Below are 17,901 nucleotides of genomic sequence, written 5' to 3'. Positions count from 1 at the left end.
GATCAGATCATGATGCCTGCAATAACAGCGGAGAGCAGGCTGACCAGGGTAGAACCGTAGACCAGCTTCAGACCAAAGCGGGAAACCATGTTGCCCTTCTCTTCGTTCAGCGCTTTTACCGCACCGGCGATGATGCCGATGGAGCTGAAGTTGGCGAAAGAGACCATGAAGATGGAGAGGATGCCGACGGTACGCGGAGAGAGCTCGGCAGCAATCTTGCCCAGATCCATCATCGCCACGAACTCGTTGGTTACCAGCTTGGTCGCCATGATGGAGCCCGCTTGCAGCGCTTCACCACTCGGGATACCCAGGATCCAGGCGATCGGGTAGAACAGGTAGCCCATGACGAACTGGAAGTTCACGCCAAACGCCAGCTCGAACAGGTAGTTGACCAGGGCGATCAGGGCGATGAAACCCACCAGCATGGCAGCCACGATAACGGCGACGGAAAAACCGGCCATGATGTACTCGCCCAGCATCTCGAAGAAGTTCTCTCTCTTCGGCGTATGGTGCTCGTCCCCCTCGGCCAGCGCCTTGGCGTCGGTCACGGTATTGTCCGGCTCGTAAGGGTTGATCAGCGACAGCACGACAAAGGTGCTGAACATGTTGAGCACCAGCGCGGCAACCACGTAGCGCGGCTCGATCAGCTGCATGTAGGCACCGACGATGGACATGGAAACGGTAGACATCGCCGTTGCCGCCAGGGTGTACATCTGCTTCTCGTTCAGGTGCGGCAGGATGTTCTTGAGGGCGATGAAGTTCTCGGACTGACCGACGATCATCGAGCTGATGGCGTTGAAGGACTCCAGCTTGCCCATGCCGTTGATCTTGGCCAGCACAGTACCGATGCCACGGATCACCAGCGGCAGCAGACGGATGTACTGCAGAATACCGATCAGCACGGAGATGAAGACGATGGGCATCAGCACCATCAGGAAGAAGGAGAAGGCCCCTTCGTTAACCAGGCCACCGAACACAAAGTCGGTACCCTGTTTGGCAAACTCCATCAACTTGGTGAAGCCGGCCGCGAAGCCACCCACCACCGCCAGACCCACTTCGGAGTTCAGCATGAACCAGGCCAGCGCCAGTTCGACCACCAGCAGTTGGCCGATATAACGCAGCTTGATCTGTTTCCAGTTGTGGCGGTTAGCCAGCAAAGCAAGAGCGAGGACCATCACCAGTCCGAGCACAAAGTGAACGTATTCCATACCTGTAGCACCTGAGTGAATTGTAATTTTTGACCGGCGCCATCATAGATATTTGCATATTTAAAAATCAGATAACCATCACAATTCACGGCAAAAACATGCATACTGGATAATACAAACGTTTTTAAATTAATTACATAACGCACTGATATTAATCGCACGACACAAAACACAAAGATAAATAAAAACAACAGCTTGCAAAAACTGCACGCCATTTATATGTATTTTAAAATATTCAAACAGCATTTTTGCAACATCCCTTTGGCGTAACGACTGCTCGTGGAATAATTTTCCGCATTATTTTTAAATACCAAAAATGGAAAATATTTATCCTTGATAAATAATTAGATGCGTGTTTTTAAAAAAAATAGTCCTGATCGCATTGGGCGCTGTTCCCTTTACGTGTAGGTGAGCCGAGTGACTCCGCCAAGCAGCCATGAACAGGATGTATTCGGCTCCTGGTTCACCACTCGAAACCAAGCAAGGTAGTTTTCCAGGTAGTCTGTCCCTACTCCGTGAAATTTGGCCATCCATTCCCGCCAACGACTCACGTAGTTATTGAGGGTCTGGATGTGGAAAACATCATCTTCTACTCGATGATGAGCGCTGGCGATCAACCGCTTATGGATCACGCCCGGCGCGTTCTGTGCAATCGTGCTGTAACTTAGATTGCCATCCGTGCACAGGATTGTTCCCGCCGTGAGGAGTGGTTTTAGGGAAGGTTCGATTTGACTCAAGCTTTTATCTAACAACACAGCATCACTTTCTCGACCATATCGATCTAGCGCGATTAAGAGCGGGACCAAGGGTATATGCCCACGTTTTTTACCCTTCGCGCCCCGGCGCCTTGCTGGACGATCCAGATGACGTCGTCCCTTAAATGATTCGGCTACAAATACCTCATCGGCCTCGACGATCCCGGCCAATTGCTTGGCTCGAGTGGTCAGTGCGTAGCGCAGAAAGCGATGGCGCCAACGAAATGCGGTCTTCAGGTTGATGGCGCACTCTCTGGCAGCGGCTCGCAGCGACAACCCACGACTGAGGCAGTCAGCATAGGCAGCCCACTTGTGCTTGTGATGAAGCCCCGCCAAAGCAGAACCATCCAATTGATTGAATGTTTTGCCGCATGCCTTACAACGGAACCGCTGCTGACCACGAGCACGTCCCCAATGAATGACATGGGAGGAATTGCAACAGGGGCATGCTGCGACAGCCTCGCTCTGGTTTGCCAATGCCTGATGGAGTTGATCACGTTGCAGATGGTGACGAAGTTGTTCCTGGGCGCGTTCTAGTTGGATTGGGTCGAGCTGGGCAAAAGAACGCAGCATTGAGGAAAACGCTTGGCTGTCCATGGCAAGCTCCTTACTCAAATAACCTGAAATAAGTATAACGCTTGCCACCAATACGGCTCTGGAACAGCGCCTCGCATTGTCAGTGATTGCCCTGATCGATTTGGCAACAAATGAACCCTGCATGCCGCCTCATGGCCCGCCGTTCAAAAATCCGCCACATCCGGTGCCACATTCTGGTATGATGCGCGGCCTTAGCGCTCGCGCATCCCCGTTTTCTCCGAAATAGAGTCCTTTTGTGAACAACAGCGAATTTAGCAGCCTCAATCTCTCCCCCGCCCTGCAAGAAAACCTCACCAGCCTGGGTTACCTGCAGATGACCCCGATCCAGGCCCAGAGCCTGCCGCTGGTGCTCGATGGCAAGGATCTTATCGCCAAGGCAAAAACCGGCAGCGGCAAGACCGCTGCTTTCGCCCTCGGCCTGCTCTCCCGCCTCAACGTCAACCGTGTCGACGTACAGGCGCTGGTACTCTGTCCGACCCGTGAACTGGCGGATCAGGTGGCCACCGAGATCCGTCGTCTGGCGCGCGCCCTGCCCAACGTCAAGCTGGTCACCCTGTGCGGCGGCACCCCGACCGCACCGCAGTCCGCCACCCTGAGCTTTGGCGCCCACATCGCCGTCGGCACCCCGGGCCGCATTCTCAAGCATCTGGAGCAGGGCACGCTGGAGCTCTCGAGCCTGGAAACGCTGGTGCTGGACGAAGCGGATCGCATGCTGGACATGGGCTTTGGCGAAGATATCAACCGGGTCATTAGTTATGCCCCCGAGCGCCGTCAGACCCTGCTGTTCTCCGCCACCTATCCGGAAGGGATCGCCCAGATGAGCCGCGGCGTGCAGCGCAATCCGGTCGAGGTGAGCGTGGAGTCCCTGCACGAGGGGAGCGCTATCGAACAGAAGCTCTACGAAGTCCCCTTTGGTCAGCGCCTCGATGCCCTCACCTGGCTGCTGAGCCACTACCAGCCGAGCTCCTGCGTGGTGTTCTGCAACACCAAGCGCGCCTGTAACGAGGTGGCCGACCATCTGGCCGCCAAGGGCTTCTCCGCGCTGGCGCTGAACGGCGATCTGGAACAGCGCGAGCGGGATCAGGTGCTGGTGCGCTTTGCCAACGGCAGCGCCACCATTCTGGTGGCCACCGACGTGGCGGCCCGTGGCCTCGACATCAAGGAGCTGGGCGCCGTCATCAACTACGAGCTGACCTATGATCCGGAAGTGCACGTGCACCGCATCGGCCGTACCGGTCGTGCCGGCCAGCAGGGTCTGGCCCTGAGCCTCTATCAGCCGAACGAAGCCCAGCGGGTCAACTTCATCGAAGAGTACCAGCGGGCCCCGATGCCGCTGGGTGATCTCGACAGCATAGGTCGCGACATCAAGCCGATCGCGCCGCAGATGGTGACCCTCTCCATCGATGCCGGTCGCAAGACCAAGGTGCGGGCCGGTGACATTCTTGGCGCCCTGACTGGCGAAGGCGGCATTGCCGGCGCCGACGTGGGCAAGATCCAGATCGCCGAGCAGTACTCCTACGTCGCCGTGAAGCGCAGCGTGGCGAGCGCCGCCCTCAAGCGATTGCAGGAAGGCAAGATCAAGGGGCGCAGCTACCGCGCCCGCAAACTGGGCTAAGGACGATGGCGGGCAGCATCTCTGCCCGACTTGTCATGAACCACAGCACGGGCGCCTTTGCAGGCGCCTGTTTTTTTTATCGAAAATGTGCCATTCCGATGGCATGGAAAACACAGATGAACAGAGAACCCCAAGCCGACGTCAGCTGCCAGAACTGCGAAGCCTGCTGCTGCCGCCTCGAAGTGATGCTGTTTACCGATACCGGCGTACCGGATCGCTACGTGGACGAGATTGAGGGTCAGGTGCCCGTGATGCACCGACTGGAAGATGGCTGGTGTGCGGCGCTCGACCGCAACACCATGATGTGCCGCATTTATGAGGTGCGCCCCCTCATCTGCCGCGAGTTCGAAATGGGTGAACCCGACTGCATTGACGAGCGAGACAAGTGGTTTATCAAGCTGGAGTGAAGCTCGTCCACGCGGGGAGCGGGGTGGTCAAGCGCCTGCTGGTGCACAGGGAGCGGTGCTGAGCTGCTCCTCCAGCCACTGGAGGGCGGCGGCCTCCTGTTCGAAGTAACGTACCGCCCGAAAGGGCAGATCCTTGAAGATGTTATCCGCCAAATAACGCTTGAAGCCCCCCACCAAGACCACCGCCAGATACTGGCAGCCACGCTCGGCACACCAGCCAAACTGGCGACGAAAACGGGCCAGCACCTCGGGCCCGGCTGCTTCGAACTCGGTCGCGACCTCGACAATCCCCCAGGGGCGCCCCATCAGATCGGCCAGTTCGTGGCGAAAACGCGCTTCATAGGCCATGGCGCCCGCCAGATTGAAGGGGCCACTCGGGCGGCAGATCAACATCTGGCCCACGCGCTCCATCTCGAACTGCCCATGTGGCTGCATGACTACTCCCATTCCGTTACCACTACCCTCGCCTGCAAATTTTTATCACAAGGTAATAATTTATAAGGAAAAGTCCAGCAGAAAACTCTCTTTCCCCAAAGCGTTCTCATCCCATCCGGCAAACCGCCATCGCCCTGTCAGCGCGCTATATCACCGCCATCCCGCACTGAACCGGTCACGATATGTGTGATTGAAGTTAACGAAACGTTACTGCTATTATCCGTGCCGCCACAAACATTCCACCAACCGAAAGGTTTGGCACTCTAACAAGGATGCGCAATGAAAAACAGGGACTCGAGTCATTACCAACGGATCTGGCGCTGGCACTTCTACGCCGGTCTCTTTGTCGCCCCTTTCCTGATCCTGCTATCGCTGACCGGGATCGTCTATCTGTTCAAACCCCAGCTCGACAACCTGATGTACCCCGAGCTGATGAAGGTCGCCCCCGCCAGCCAGACCCTGAGTGCCGACCAGCTGCTGGCCAAGGCGATGATCGCCATGCCGGACGCCAGCCTGCGCAAATATCTGCCGCCTGCCGCTCCCGACCTGAGCGCTCAGTTCATCGTCAATCGGGGTGAACAGGAGCTGACTCTGTTCCTCGATCCCGCCAGCGGCGCCCTGCTCGGCACCATGGATAACAAGTGGAATCTGCAAGCGGTCGCTCGCGCTCTGCACGCCGAGCTGCTGCTCGGCACCACAGGGGATCGGCTGATCGAACTGGCCGCAGGTTGGGGACTGGTGTTGCTTATCAGCGGCCTCTACCTCTGGTGGCCACGCAAGGGGCCCGGGGTGGGCGGCATCCTCTGGCCCAGAATGAACCAGCGCGGACGTCTCTGGTGGCGGGATCTGCACGCCGTGGTCGGCTTCTGGGGCGCCGGTTTCCTGCTGCTGTTGCTGCTGAGCGGCATGACCTGGACCGGCTTCTGGGGCGATCAGTTTGCCGCGGTCTGGAACCGCTTCCCCGCCGCCATGTGGAACGAGGTGCCCAAATCGGCGCCGCTGGCCCGCAGCCTGAATCAGGCTCATGAGCAGACCGTTCCCTGGGCGATGGAGAACACCCCCATGCCCAGCTCGCAGCCGGTCGATGAGGCGCACGATCATGGTGCCATGAACCACGGCGAGCATGAGGGTATGGTGATGGCCAGCCAGCGCATTGCGCTGCAACAGGTGGTCGAGACAGCCCATGAGCGGCGAGTCCAACCGGGTTACAGCATCACCCCGCCGGTCGGCGCCACCGGCGTCTACACCATCGCCCTGTTTGCCGACGATCCACGCAACGACGCCACCCTGCATATCGATCAATACAGCGGCAAGGTGCTGGCCGATGTGCGCTGGCAGGATTACGGCCCGGTCGCCAAGACGGTGGAGAGCGGCGTCATGCTGCACATGGGCAAGCTCTACGGCTGGCCCCACCAGCTCGCCATGCTGATCATCTGCCTGATGGTGCTGGCTAGTGCCGTAAGCGGCTTGTGGATCTGGTGGTGCCGCCGCCCGCAGGGGCGTCTCGCCGCGCCGCCGCTGCCCGCCCAACTCCCGCCGATGCGCGGTGCCATCGCCTTGCTGATCCTGCTGGGGATCGCCTTCCCGCTGGTGGGCGTCTCCATGGTCGCCATCTGGCTGCTGGATACCCTGCTTTTCTCCCGTCGTGCACCGGCGCTAACCAAGGCCAGCTGACCCTAGCACCCGATGACGATCAAAAAGGGCTCCCGTTCGGGAGCCCTTTTCATTTATCGCCTTTCTATTCAGCACGTCAGGAGAGCGCCAACCCGATGGAGAGCAGCAGGCTGAACAGAAACGCGCTGATGGCTGTCTTCTTGAGGGCGCCGGTCAGCACCTCGCCATCGTAGCTTTCGCGCAGGGTACGCGCCGCATCGCTGAGGGGCTTCATGGCGGGCAGGAAGATCCACGGCCAGAAACTGGCGGGCTGGATCAGGATAAAGGCGATGGTCGCCAGCAGCGCAGCCCCCAACAGTACCCAGTGATAGGCGATGGCGCGGTTGCGGCCAAGGCGTACCGCCAGAGTGATCTTGCCGCTGGCGGCGTCGGTCTCGATGTCGCGCACATTGTTGATATTGAGCACGGCGGTCGCCAGCAGACCACAGGCAGTGGCAGGCAGCAGCAGATCCCACGCCAGACTCTTGGTGAAGAGGTAGTAGGAGCCGAGCACCCCCAGCAGACCGAAGAACAGGAACACAGAGATGTCGCCAAACCCGCGATAGCCGTAAGGGGTCTTGCCCACGGTGTAGGTCACTGCCGCTACGATGGCCGCGCCCCCCAGCACCACGAATGCCAAGATCTGCAGCCACTGGCCACCAAAGGCGCAGCCCAGCAGCAGCAGGCCGCTGGCCACCGCCGCCAGCGCGGTCAGCGCCATCGCCACGCACATCTGTTTTTTGGTGATAAGGCCGGAGACCACCGCCCGCTGCGGGCCGATCCGCTCGCCATTGTCGGCGCCGGAGACCGCATCGCCGTAATCGTTGGCCAGATTGGAGAGGATCTGCAGCAGGATGGCGGTCAGCAGCGAGAGCGCCATGATGGTGCCATCGAAGGCACCACGACTGGCAGCCAGCCCCGAGCCCAGCAGGATGGAAGAGCAGGCGAGCGGCAGTGTTCGCAAACGCGCCGCCAGCAACCAAACAGAGAAGGTATTTGTCATATTGTGATGGCCAAACAATCGGATATTGATCGTGTTAAGGGTTATCGAACCGGATTTGGGTATACTTGGCCCCGGAGAGTGAAGCTCCCTCGGGCGATTTACATGGACGAATGGGCAGATAATATATAGGAAATCATCGCCCTTTGGCATAAACCTACGGCATCCGGCTACCGGATCGCTCGTTACTACCCGGCTCAGACAAGAATCCATGTTGGCTCAGACCCATATCAAGCAACAACTGGACGCCCTGCGTCACAGCAACGTCAGCGGCTTCGTGCGGTTGCGAGTGGCAATCGAGATCCGCTCCTTTCTGGGCTGGCTCGCGGCGCAAACCCTCTATCCTCGCATCTACTGGCAGGCCCGTGGAGAGGATCGTCCCGAGTATGTCGCGCTGGGCGTGATCCATGAACTGACCGAGCCGTACGCCATCAAACAGGTGTGTGCCAACGCCAGCCAGCATCATGACGACAGCCCCCGCTACTATGGCGGACTGGCGTTCGATCCGGCCCAGTCCGGCTGGCAAGGGTTTGGCCCCTGCCGTTTCGTGCTGCCCCGCATCGAGCTGGTGCGCCGTGGCGAATGCGTCAGCCTCTGCCTCAACCTCTGGCTGGATGACCACAATCTCGAGGCCGAACTGCAGGCCGCCGACGCCGCCCTCGAGGCCCTGCGCCCGGAAACCCCGCTACCCGCCCTGCAAAAACAGCCCTGGCAGCGACAGGATTGCCCCGGTCCCGCCCAGTGGCAAACGCTGGTGGAGCGCGTCACCGCCCCCGATTTTCAGGCCCACACCCCCAAGGTGGTACTGTCGCGGGAGAGCATATTGACCAGCCAGCACGGCAATGGTGATGTATGTCCCTGGGCCATGCTCGACCAGTGGGCTCGCCACGCCCAGGACTGCTTCCACTTCGGTTTTCAATTCTCCCCCGAGCAGGCCTTTATCGCCTGCTCCCCCGAGCGGCTCTACCGCCGGGAAGGGAGCCACCTCTTTACCGAGGCGCTGGCGGGCACCATCCGCCGCTCCGGTGATGAAGAGGTGGATGCCCAACTGGCCGCCGAGCTGCTGGCCGACAGCAAGAACCGGCTGGAGAACCGGCTGGTACATGCCGACATCCTCAGCCGTCTGGCTCCGCTGGCCCACGACGCCACCCTGACCGAGCCGCGCATTCTCAAACTGCGGCTGCTGCAACACCTCAGATGCGATATCGAGGCCGAGCTCAAGCCCGGGGTCTGCGACTGGCAATTGCTCGATGCCCTCCACCCGACTCCGGCTGTGGGCGGCGCCCCGCGTGAGGCCGCACTGGCCTTTATCCGCGAGTTCGAGCCCTATGATCGGGGCTGGTACGCCGGTGCCTGTGGCATGTTGAGCCGGGAGACCTCCGAGTTCTCGGTCGCCATTCGCAGCGCCCGCATTCAGCCGGGCAGCGTCACCCTGTTTGCCGGTGCCGGCATTGTCGCCGGTTCCGAGCCTGTCGCCGAGTGGGCCGAACTCGACAACAAGATCGCCAATGTGCTCTCCCTACTGGGATAGCCATGACCCCTTTTCAACCCGCGAGAGCCCCTATGCCCACCCGTAAAGAGCCTGCCAGCGAAGAGTTTGCCTGCCCCCCGTTTTCGAGCCAGCACGCCACCTTCAACCACGTCTGGTCCTCCCTCTTGCTGGAGGAGCTCTTTCGCCTCGGAGTGCGCGACATCGCGCTGGCCCCCGGCTCCCGCTCTGCGCCGCTGACCATGGCGGCCGCGGCCCATCAGGGCTTTCGCCGTCACCTGCACTTTGACGAGCGCGGCCTCGGCTTTATGGCGCTGGGGCTGGCCAAGGGGAGCAACCGGCCAGTGGCGGTGATCATGACGTCGGGCACAGCCGTGGCCAACCTCTGGCCCGCCGTGGCAGAGGCCCAGCTCACCGGGGTGCCGCTGATTATTCTCTCCGCCGACCGCCCTCCTGAGCTTATCGACAACGGCGCCAATCAGGCGATCGATCAGCAGGGGATCTTCGGCCGCTACCCCGTCTATCAGCAGAACCTGCCAAGCCCCACCCCGACCATTCCGGCGGCGTTTGTGCTGAGCTCGGTGGATCAGGCGCTGGCCAAGCAGGCGCTCACTCCCGGGGTGGTGCACTTCAACTGCATGTACCCCGAGCCTCTCTACCCGGGCGAGCACTATCAGGATTTCTCCGACTATCTGGCCCCCCTCGGCAACTGGCTCAGCTCCCACAGGCCATGGAGCCCGTGGCAACAGAACGTACCGGCCTGCCCACCACAGCCCGAATGGCACGAGTGGCAACACAAGCGCGGGGTGATTGTAGCCGGACGGATCACGGATCCCGAACAGGCACAGGCGGTCGCCACACTGGCGGAGCAACTCGGCTGGCCGCTGCTGGCGGATCTGCAGAGCCAGCTCCGCTTCGATAGCCGCAACCTCATTCATATGGATCTGGCGCTCAACGACCCTGCATTCGTCGCCGAGCTGGGACGCGCCGAGGTGCTGCTGCAATTTGGCGCGCGGCTTGTCTCCAAGCGGCTCGGCCAGTTCATCAAGCACCATTCATGGCAGGATTACTGGCTGGTGGATCCGCAACCGGCGCGGCTCGATCCCGACTACCGGCTGCGCAACCGGCTGCTCTGCAGTGCCAGCGCCTTTGCCGCCGCCCATCCGGTCACCATCGCTCAGGCCCCCTGGCACCAGCTGGCCGAGCTGCAACACAACGCCAGCCAGCAGATCGCCGTCGCCTGCGAGCACTTCTCCGAGCTCGGGGTCTGCCATCGCCTCAATAGTCTTATCGAGGGGCAACTGTTTGTCGGCAACAGCATGCCAGCCCGACTGATGGATATGCTCGGTGAAACGGGCAAGGGGCCGGGTCGGGTGATGACCAACCGCGGCGCCTCCGGCATCGATGGCCTGATCGCCACCGCCTATGGCTTTGCCCAGTCGCTAGAGCCGGGCAGTGATGAGCCTACCACACTGCTGCTTGGCGATCTCAGCGCCCTGCACGATCTCAACAGTCTGGCCCTGCTTGGCAAGGCGAGCCGCCCGCTGGTGGTGATCCTGCTCAACAACGATGGCGGCAGCATCTTCCGTATGTTGCCGGTGCCCAGCGAAGGGGAGCTGCTGGAGAGCTACTACCGACTGCCCCACGGCCTCAGCTTTGAACATGCTGCCGCCATGTTTGGCCTCGCCTATCGCGCGCCGACTACCCTGGCCGAGTTCGAACAGGACTACCGCGCAGCCCTCAAACATGGCGTTACCTTGATCGAGATCCGGGTGCCGAGCGAGCAGGTAGCCGATGATCTCAAGGCGCTGGGGGCCACCATCCGTGGTAAATAATGGCGACAACGCGCCACTGCCGCTGGTGCTGCTGCACGGCCTGCTGGGGGATAGCGGCGACTGGCAACCGGTGATCGACCGGCTGCCCGCCATCCACTGCATCGCCCTCGATCTGCCGGGGCACGGCCAGCATCGCGATCTCAACGTCAGCGACTTTGAGCAGAGCCACCAGTGGCTGGTCACCGAGCTGGCCAGCCGCAACATTGAACGCTATCTGCTGGCGGGTTACTCCCTGGGTGGGCGACTGGCCCTCTATCACGCCAGCCGCGAGCCCGCCGGGCTTCGGGGGCTGCTGCTGGAGAACTGCCACCCGGGGCTACCAGACAATGAGCGGACCGCCCGCATCCAGCACGATGAACTGTGGGCGCGGCGCTTCGAGCGCGAGCCCCTGGCTGACGTGCTGGCAGACTGGTACCTGCAAGGGGTGTTTGCCGATCTTGACGATGCGGCCCGGGCCCGCCAGATCGCCCGCCGCCTTGGCAACGACGGTCTGGGCATCGCCACCATGCTGCGCGCTACTTCGCTAGGCAAGCAGCCGGATCTCTCCCCCTGGCTCATGGCGAGCCAGCTGCCGGTCACCTGGGTGAGTGGCAAGCGGGATCACAAATTCCATCAGCTGGCTTGCCAGCTGGCGAACCAGGATCGCAGAATCAACCACTTGGTGCTGGATGGCGGCCATAATCTGCACGCCCATCAGCCTGATAACTTTGCCCGACTCCTCGCGGAGTGGGTCAACCAACAACAAGAGACGAGTCATGATTGAAGCAATGACGGAAGCTGAACTGTACGCACCTGTTCAACATGCCGGGATTGCTCAACTCTGTGTTCAACTCGGTGCTCAACTGCACTCTCCCAGATCAGAAGGAAAAAACCATGATTGAAGCAATGACGGAAGCGGAACTGTACGCTCCTGTTGAGTGGCAGGATTGCTCCGCCGGTTACGAGGACATCCTCTATCACAAGTCCAACGATGGCATTGCCAAGATCACCATCAACCGTCCCCAGGTGCGCAACGCCTTCCGTCCCCGTACCGTCAAAGAGATGCTGCAAGCGCTGGCCGATGCCCGTTATGACGATCAGATCGGTACCATCATCCTGACCGGTTTTGGCGAGAAAGCCTTCTGCGCCGGCGGCGACCAGAAGATCCGTGGCGACTACGGTGGATACCGCGATGACGAGGGGACTCACCACCTCAACGTGCTCGACTTCCAACGCGACATCCGCACCTGCCCGAAACCTGTGGTTGCCATGGTGGCCGGTTACGCGGTCGGTGGCGGCCACGTGCTGCACATGATGTGTGACCTGACCATCGCCGCCGACAACGCCCAGTTTGGCCAGACCGGCCCGAAAGTGGGCTCCTTCGACGGCGGTTGGGGGGCTTCCTACATGGCTCGCATTGTCGGCCAGAAGAAGGCCCGCGAAATCTGGTTCCTCTGCCGTATGTACGATGCCCAGCAAGCCCTCGACATGGGTCTGGTCAACACCGTCGTGCCGCTGGCGGAACTGGAGCGCGAAACCGTGCGCTGGTGCCGTGAAATGCTGCAAAACAGCCCGATGGCGCTGCGTTGCCTGAAAGCCGCCCTCAACGCTGACTGTGATGGTCAGGCGGGCTTGCAGGAGCTGGCGGGCAATGCCACCATGCTGTTCTACATGACCGAAGAGGGTCAGGAAGGCCGCAACGCCTTCAACGAAAAGCGTCGCCCCGACTTCTCCAAATACAAGCGGAACCCCTGATGACATTAGCCCTGTATCGCTATCAACTGCCTTTTACCCAGCCACTGACCTTTCACGGCAAGGTGGAGGTGGCGCGAGAGGGGCTGTTGGTGCGCATCAACGACGGCTGGGGGGAAATTGCCCCCCTGCCCGGCTTCTCGAAAGAGAGCCTGCAACAGGCAGAGGCAGAAGCCCTCGCCACGCTGGCGGCCCTGGCCGCCGGCGATACCCCGAACCCCGTGCTGCCGTCGGTGCAATTTGGCCTCGACTGCGCGCGCCGGACATGGCCCGAGCAGCGCAACCCGCTGCCGGAACCCTATCCCCTCATTCAAGGCTCCCCCCAGGAGCTGCTGCGCAACTGGAAAGAGTGGCTGCACCGCACGCCCGGCAAGGCCAAGCTGAAGGTAGCGCGCTACCCGATGCGTGACGAGCTGGCGCTGATCCGCCTGCTGTGCGATCGCCTCCCCTCCCTCAAGCTGGTGCTGGATGCCAACCAGGGCTGGACCCGCGAGGAGGCGTGGACCTTCTGCGGCCACCTCGACCCGAATCGCATCGAGTATCTGGAAGACCCTTGCGCCAACTTTGCCGACATCGCCTTTGTCGCCAACCGCACCGGCATGCCGGTGGCGCTGGACGAACTGCTGGCGCAAGACAAGCCGTGGGAGCCGATCCCGCAACTGCGCGCGCTGGTGCTCAAACCCACCCTGCTCGGTTCGCTGGCCAACTGCGAAGCGCTGATCGCCCGCGCCCGCGAACTGCGGCTCAAGGTGATCATCTCCTCCTGTTTCGAATCGGATCTGGGCCTGAACCAGCTCTTTCATCTGGCGGGCGAGTGGGCACCGGAACAGGCGCCGGGGCTGGATACCCGCCGCTGGATGGCAGGCAACCTGCTGGGGGAAGATGGCAAACCGGATCTGAGTCGACTGGAGCAACTGTATTACCGTGATTGACCCCTCCCGTTCACCCGAACAGACACCTTGCCCGGTACGCCACCGGGCAATCACAGCCCCGAACCGCATTGCCATCCACACCGCCTCGCCCCTCAGTTACCGCCAGCTCGATGCCCGCCTCAACAGCCTGTGCCAACAGCTGGAACAAGCCGGAGTGCGCCGTGGCGATCATCTGGCGGCGGTGGTGCGCGGGGCGCTGGAAGATGTGCTGCTGGCGTGGGCCTGCGTGCGCAGCGGCGTGGTGTTCTGCCCGCTCAACCCCGCCTTCCCTCTCGAAAAACAGCGCGAGCTGGCGGTGCAACTCGATGCCGATGCCTTCTGGTCGGCAGGGGAGATCCCGGCAGGAGAGTGGCAGCCCTTGCTGCTCGACTTCACGCACGAACTGTCGGCAAGCGAGGAGACATGGCCGCTGGCATCGACCCAGCTCAACAATATGATCCTCACCTCGGGCTCCAGCGGCACGCCGAAAGCGGTGGTGCACCGGCTCTGCAACCATCTTGCCTCAGCCCGCGGCTCTGCCACCCTCATTCCCCTCGATGAGGCCTGCGGCTGGCTGCTCTCCCTGCCGCTGTTCCATGTCGGCGGCTACGCCATCCTGTTTCGGGTCTTTCTGGCGGGTGCCACGTTGGTGCTGGACGATCGCAGTCAGCCGCTCAAGGCGCGGCTTGAACAGCAGCCTATTACCCATCTCTCGCTGGTGCCGACCCAGCTCTGGCGCCTGCTGGCAGAGGGTTTTGATCCCACTCGCACCCGATTGCGCGAACTGCTGCTCGGTGGCGCCGCCATCCCGCAACCGCTGGTGAGCCATCTCTGCGCCATGGGGCTGGAACCCAAGGTGAGTTATGGTCTCTCCGAGATGGGCAGTCAGGTCTGCACCGCTATCCCCGGCGATGCAGGCGTAGTTGGCAAACCGCTACCGGGACGGGAGGTGTGCATCCGGGGGCAGGAGATCTGCGTGCGCGGCGCCACCCTGTTTGCCGGTTACTACCGGGCAGGAGAGCTGGAACTTCCCCTCGATAGCGAAGGCTGGTTTCATACCCGCGACAAGGGGCGGTTCACTGTGGCAGGGGAGCTGCTGATAGAGGGGCGGCTCGATAACCTCTTTATCTCGGGTGGTGAAAACATCCAGCCCGAAACCATCGAGCAGCGACTGGTGGATCATCCCGCCGTCGCCCAGGCGCTGGTGGTGCCGGTGCCGAGCGACGAGTGGGGGCAACGCCCCGCCGCCTTTATCGACTGGCACGGCGAACCGGTTCCCGACTCCGAACTGGCAGCCTGGATCCGCAGCGCCCTGCCCGGCTTTATGGTGCCCGACCACTGGCTCCCCTGGCCCGATCTTGGCGGCAATCTCAAACCCTCCCGCCAACAGCTGGGCAAAGTTGCCCGACAGCTGACCACCTTGTCACACCAAGCTGAATAAGCTCAGACTCACAACTTCCCGATCTTCACTAAAAACAAAAATCCGGAACCCATGACGGGTTCCGGATTGTCTTACCGCAGAAGGCCTTACCGCAAAAAGATCAGTCAATGGTCCCTGAACTGATCAACATGGCGGCCTTGGTCAGAGCTTGCGCGGATCAGCTCTTGAGCACCGCGGCCATGGTGTCGGCCACGTAGTCGACGTTGCGACTGTTGAGGCCCGCTACGCACATGCGGCCGGAGCGCACCAGATAGACGGCGAACTCTTCGCGCAGTCTGTCAACCTGCTCCGGCGTGAAGCCGGTGTAGCTGAACATGCCGCGCTGGTTGATGAAGTAGCTGAAGTCGCGGCCGGGCACCTTGGCACTCAGCACCTCGAACAGCTTCTGGCGCATCGCCTTGATGCGGGTGCGCATCTCGGTCACTTCATCGACCCACAGGGCGTGCAGCTCGGGTTGGCTCATCACAGCCGCGGTGATCTGGCCACCGTGGGTGGGTGGGCTGGAGTAGTTGCGGCGCACGGTGGCCTTCATCTGGCCCAGTACGCGGCTTGCCTCTTCGGCATCCTTGCAGATCACCGACAGGCCGCCGCAGCGCTCGCCGTAGAAGGAGAGGTTCTTGGAAAACGAGTTGCTGACAAAGAAGCTGACACCGGCGGCCACCATGGCGCGGATGGCGTAGGCATCCTCTTCCAGCCCGTCACCGAAGCCCTGATAGGCGATATCCATAAAGGGGATCAGGTTCTTCTCGACCACCAGTGCGATCACCTGGTCCCACTGGGCGCGGGAGAGATCCACCCCGGTCGGGTTGTGGCAGCAGGGGTGCAGCAGCACGATGCTCTTGGCCGGCAGGCTGCTCAGGCAGTCGAGCATCGCATCGAACTGTACGCCACCGGTGGCCGCATCGTAGTAGGGGTAGTCGTGCACCTTGATGCCGGCCCCCTCGAACATCGCCTTGTGGTTATCCCAGGTCGGATTGCTGACCCACACCTCGGAGGCCGGGAAGTAACGCTTGAGCAGATCGGCCCCGATCTTAAGCGCGCCGGAGCCGCCGATGGTCTGGATGGTGGCGATGCGTCCCGTCTTGACCGCTTCATGGTCGGCACCGAACAGCAGGTGTTGCACCGCAGTGCGGTAGTTGGCGGCGCCTTCCATCGGCTGGTAGGGGCGCGGCGCCGGGGCCGCGGCGCGCTGTGCCTCGGCCTGCTGCACTGACGGCAGCAGCGGAATGCGGCCCTGCTCGTCGTAATAGAGGCCGATCCCCAGGTTCACCTTCTGCTCGCGGGGGTCTTTGTGGAAGGTCTCGACTAGCGTCAGGATGGGGTCGCCAGCATAGGCATCGACGTGTTCAAACATGGGGGGGGATCCTTGAAATTGACTGTCCAGTAAAACCGGCGGTCAGCCGGGCGGGACATCATGGCGCAAAGCTCGCGGTGGCTCAAGCCCGACGCTTGTTGTGCCGGTAGGGATAGCGCCACTGGCAGGCCGTGCCACCCTGGTCACTTCAAATAGGATCTCAGGACGCTGACCACCTGATCCAGATCCTCCAGCCGCTCGGCCGGGGTGGCATCGGCGGCGCCCAGGTGTTCGCGCATATGCCCCTCCAGCACCTCCAGCATCAGGCCGTTGACGGCGCCGCGGATGGCGGCAATCTGCTGCAAAATGGCGGTGCAGTCGCTCTCCAGCTCCAGTGCACTCTCTAGTGCCCCGGTCTGTCCCTTGATGCGGCGCACCCGGGCCAGCAGCTTCTTTTTGTCGTGAATGGTGTGGGACATGACGGATCCTCTCGATCAACAAAACTATACTGGGGTATAGTATATTGCATCATCGCTCTCAGGAGAAATCCATGTCGTCCCTCGCTCAATCCCACTGCCATCAACCCATTATCCACGAGGGTAATCCGCTGGCCGAACAGAAGACCCGCTGGGCCGTATTGCTGACCGTCATCATGATGGTGGCGGAGATCGGCGGCGGCTGGTTCTACAACTCCATGGCGCTGCTGGCGGATGGCTGGCACATGAGCTCCCACGCGCTGGCGCTCGGTCTCTCGGTGCTGGCCTATCGCGCCGCCCGCCACTTCGCTCGCGACCACAGATTCAGCTTCGGCACCTGGAAGATCGAGGTGCTGGGTGGCTTCACCAGCGCCCTGTTGCTGATGGGGGTGGCCGGGTTGATGCTGTTCGAGTCGGTGTTCCGGCTGCTCGATCCCAGCCCGATCCACTATCAACAGGCGATCGCCATCGCGCTGGTGGGGCTGCTGGTGAACCTCGCCTGTGCCTGGCTGCTCAAGGATGATCACGGCCATCACCATCATGGGCATGGGCATGGGCATGACCACCATCATGAGCATCACGACCACGATCATCATCATGACCATGACGATCACCACGGTCATCAGGATCTCAACCTGCGCGCCGCCTATATCCACGTACTGGCGGATGCAGCCACTTCCGTGCTGGCGATCCTGGCGCTGGTGGGGGGCATGTTGTGGGGGGCAGACTGGCTCGACCCGCTGATGGGCATCGTCGGCGCCGGACTGGTCGCGGTATGGGCCTGGGGTCTGCTGCGCGACTCCGGCCGGGTGCTGCTGGATGCCGAGATGGATACCCCGCTGGTGGCGGAGATCCGCGAGGTTATCGCCGAGTTGCCACAGACCGATATCCGTGATCTGCATGTCTGGCGGGTGGGGCAGCAGCAGTATGCCTGCGTGCTCTCTGTGCTGATGGTCAATCCGCTGCCGGCGCAGCAGATCCGCGAGCGGCTGGCGATCCATGAAGAGCTGGTGCATGTGACCATCGAGATCGCCAGCGCATAGGATAAATAGCG

General features: G+C 61.5%; 16 protein-coding genes. 10 read left to right on the top strand and 6 right to left on the bottom strand.

The annotated features are described in order from the left end of the window. Positions 1-2: 2 nt before the first annotated feature. Positions 3-1,208 (bottom strand): NupC/NupG family nucleoside CNT transporter, encoded by a 1,206-nt coding sequence (locus NMD14_03885; protein XEI33581.1) that lies wholly within the window; start codon positions 1,206-1,208, stop codon positions 3-5. Positions 1,209-1,606: 398 nt separating this feature from the next. After that, the gene (locus NMD14_03880; GenBank protein XEI33580.1) at positions 1,607-2,560 is read right to left on the bottom strand and encodes an IS1595 family transposase; all 954 of its coding nucleotides are present in this window, start codon (positions 2,558-2,560) and stop codon (positions 1,607-1,609) included. A 235-nt stretch (positions 2,561-2,795) separates the two neighbouring features. Here NMD14_03880 and dbpA point away from each other — a divergent pair, with 235 nt between their 5' ends. Both dbpA and NMD14_03870 read left to right on the top strand, forming a co-directional pair. Then, positions 2,796-4,175: an ATP-dependent RNA helicase DbpA gene (gene dbpA / locus NMD14_03875; GenBank protein ID XEI33579.1), complete on the top strand. Its 1,380-nt coding sequence runs from the start codon at positions 2,796-2,798 to the stop codon at positions 4,173-4,175. A 116-nt stretch (positions 4,176-4,291) separates the two neighbouring features. Beyond that, positions 4,292-4,582, top strand: coding sequence for a YkgJ family cysteine cluster protein (locus NMD14_03870; protein ID XEI33578.1), 291 nt, complete (start codon positions 4,292-4,294; stop codon positions 4,580-4,582). A gap of 27 nt (positions 4,583-4,609) precedes the next feature. Here NMD14_03870 and NMD14_03865 read toward each other — a convergent pair whose 3' ends face one another. Next, positions 4,610-5,017 carry a hypothetical protein gene (locus tag NMD14_03865; GenBank protein XEI33577.1) on the bottom strand — a complete coding sequence of 136 codons (408 nt, stop codon included), beginning with the start codon at positions 5,015-5,017 and terminating at the stop codon, positions 4,610-4,612. A 279-nt stretch (positions 5,018-5,296) separates the two neighbouring features. Between NMD14_03865 and NMD14_03860 the strand changes: the two genes are divergently transcribed. Further along, complete coding sequence (locus NMD14_03860; protein XEI33576.1) at positions 5,297-6,691, top strand: PepSY domain-containing protein; 1,395 nt, start codon at positions 5,297-5,299, stop codon at positions 6,689-6,691. Between the two features lie 76 nt (positions 6,692-6,767). Here the strand turns inward: NMD14_03860 and NMD14_03855 are convergent, their stop codons facing one another. Next, positions 6,768-7,673, bottom strand: coding sequence for a 1,4-dihydroxy-2-naphthoate polyprenyltransferase (locus tag NMD14_03855; protein ID XEI33575.1), 906 nt, complete (start codon positions 7,671-7,673; stop codon positions 6,768-6,770). A 208-nt stretch (positions 7,674-7,881) separates the two neighbouring features. Between NMD14_03855 and NMD14_03850 the strand changes: the two genes are divergently transcribed. The 6 genes from NMD14_03850 (at position 7,882) to menE (ending at position 15,077) form a co-directional block, all read left to right on the top strand. After that, on the top strand, positions 7,882-9,201 hold the full coding sequence (locus NMD14_03850; protein ID XEI33574.1) for an isochorismate synthase: 1,320 nt from the start codon (positions 7,882-7,884) through the stop codon (positions 9,199-9,201). 32 nt (positions 9,202-9,233) lie between these two features. Further along, positions 9,234-10,994 (top strand): 2-succinyl-5-enolpyruvyl-6-hydroxy-3-cyclohexene-1-carboxylic-acid synthase, encoded by a 1,761-nt coding sequence (gene menD, locus NMD14_03845; GenBank protein ID XEI33573.1) that lies wholly within the window; start codon positions 9,234-9,236, stop codon positions 10,992-10,994. Next, a complete protein-coding gene (menH, locus tag NMD14_03840) occupies positions 10,954-11,757 on the top strand; it encodes a 2-succinyl-6-hydroxy-2,4-cyclohexadiene-1-carboxylate synthase (protein ID XEI33572.1) in 804 nt (267 codons plus the stop codon). Before menD ends, menH begins: the two co-directional genes overlap by 41 nt. 110 nt (positions 11,758-11,867) lie before the next feature. Then, the gene (menB, locus tag NMD14_03835; protein ID XEI33571.1) at positions 11,868-12,728 is read left to right on the top strand and encodes a 1,4-dihydroxy-2-naphthoyl-CoA synthase; all 861 of its coding nucleotides are present in this window, start codon (positions 11,868-11,870) and stop codon (positions 12,726-12,728) included. Further along, the gene (gene menC, locus NMD14_03830) at positions 12,728-13,657 is read left to right on the top strand and encodes an o-succinylbenzoate synthase (GenBank protein ID XEI33570.1); all 930 of its coding nucleotides are present in this window, start codon (positions 12,728-12,730) and stop codon (positions 13,655-13,657) included. The genes menB and menC overlap by 1 nt, the downstream gene beginning before the upstream one ends. Then, positions 13,650-15,077, top strand: a complete 1,428-nt coding sequence (gene menE, locus NMD14_03825; GenBank protein ID XEI33569.1) for an o-succinylbenzoate--CoA ligase — start codon at positions 13,650-13,652, stop codon at positions 15,075-15,077. The genes menC and menE overlap by 8 nt, the downstream gene beginning before the upstream one ends. A gap of 157 nt (positions 15,078-15,234) precedes the next feature. Here the strand turns inward: menE and NMD14_03820 are convergent, their stop codons facing one another. Beyond that, positions 15,235-16,431, bottom strand: a complete 1,197-nt coding sequence (locus NMD14_03820) for an aspartate/tyrosine/aromatic aminotransferase (GenBank protein ID XEI33568.1) — start codon at positions 16,429-16,431, stop codon at positions 15,235-15,237. A 143-nt stretch (positions 16,432-16,574) separates the two neighbouring features. Beyond that, complete coding sequence (locus tag NMD14_03815) at positions 16,575-16,850, bottom strand: metal/formaldehyde-sensitive transcriptional repressor (protein ID XEI33567.1); 276 nt, start codon at positions 16,848-16,850, stop codon at positions 16,575-16,577. Between the two features lie 71 nt (positions 16,851-16,921). Here NMD14_03815 and dmeF point away from each other — a divergent pair, with 71 nt between their 5' ends. Continuing rightward, entirely contained in the window at positions 16,922-17,890 is a 969-nt protein-coding gene (gene dmeF / locus NMD14_03810; protein ID XEI33566.1) for a CDF family Co(II)/Ni(II) efflux transporter DmeF, read from the top strand. Positions 17,891-17,901 lie beyond the last annotated feature (11 nt).

This window comes from Aeromonas veronii (genome assembly GCA_041319085.1).
Lineage (GTDB): Bacteria > Pseudomonadota > Gammaproteobacteria > Enterobacterales > Aeromonadaceae > Aeromonas > Aeromonas veronii_F.
Note: the sequence above shows the minus strand (reverse complement) of the source record. Positions and strands in the feature narration are given on the sequence as shown.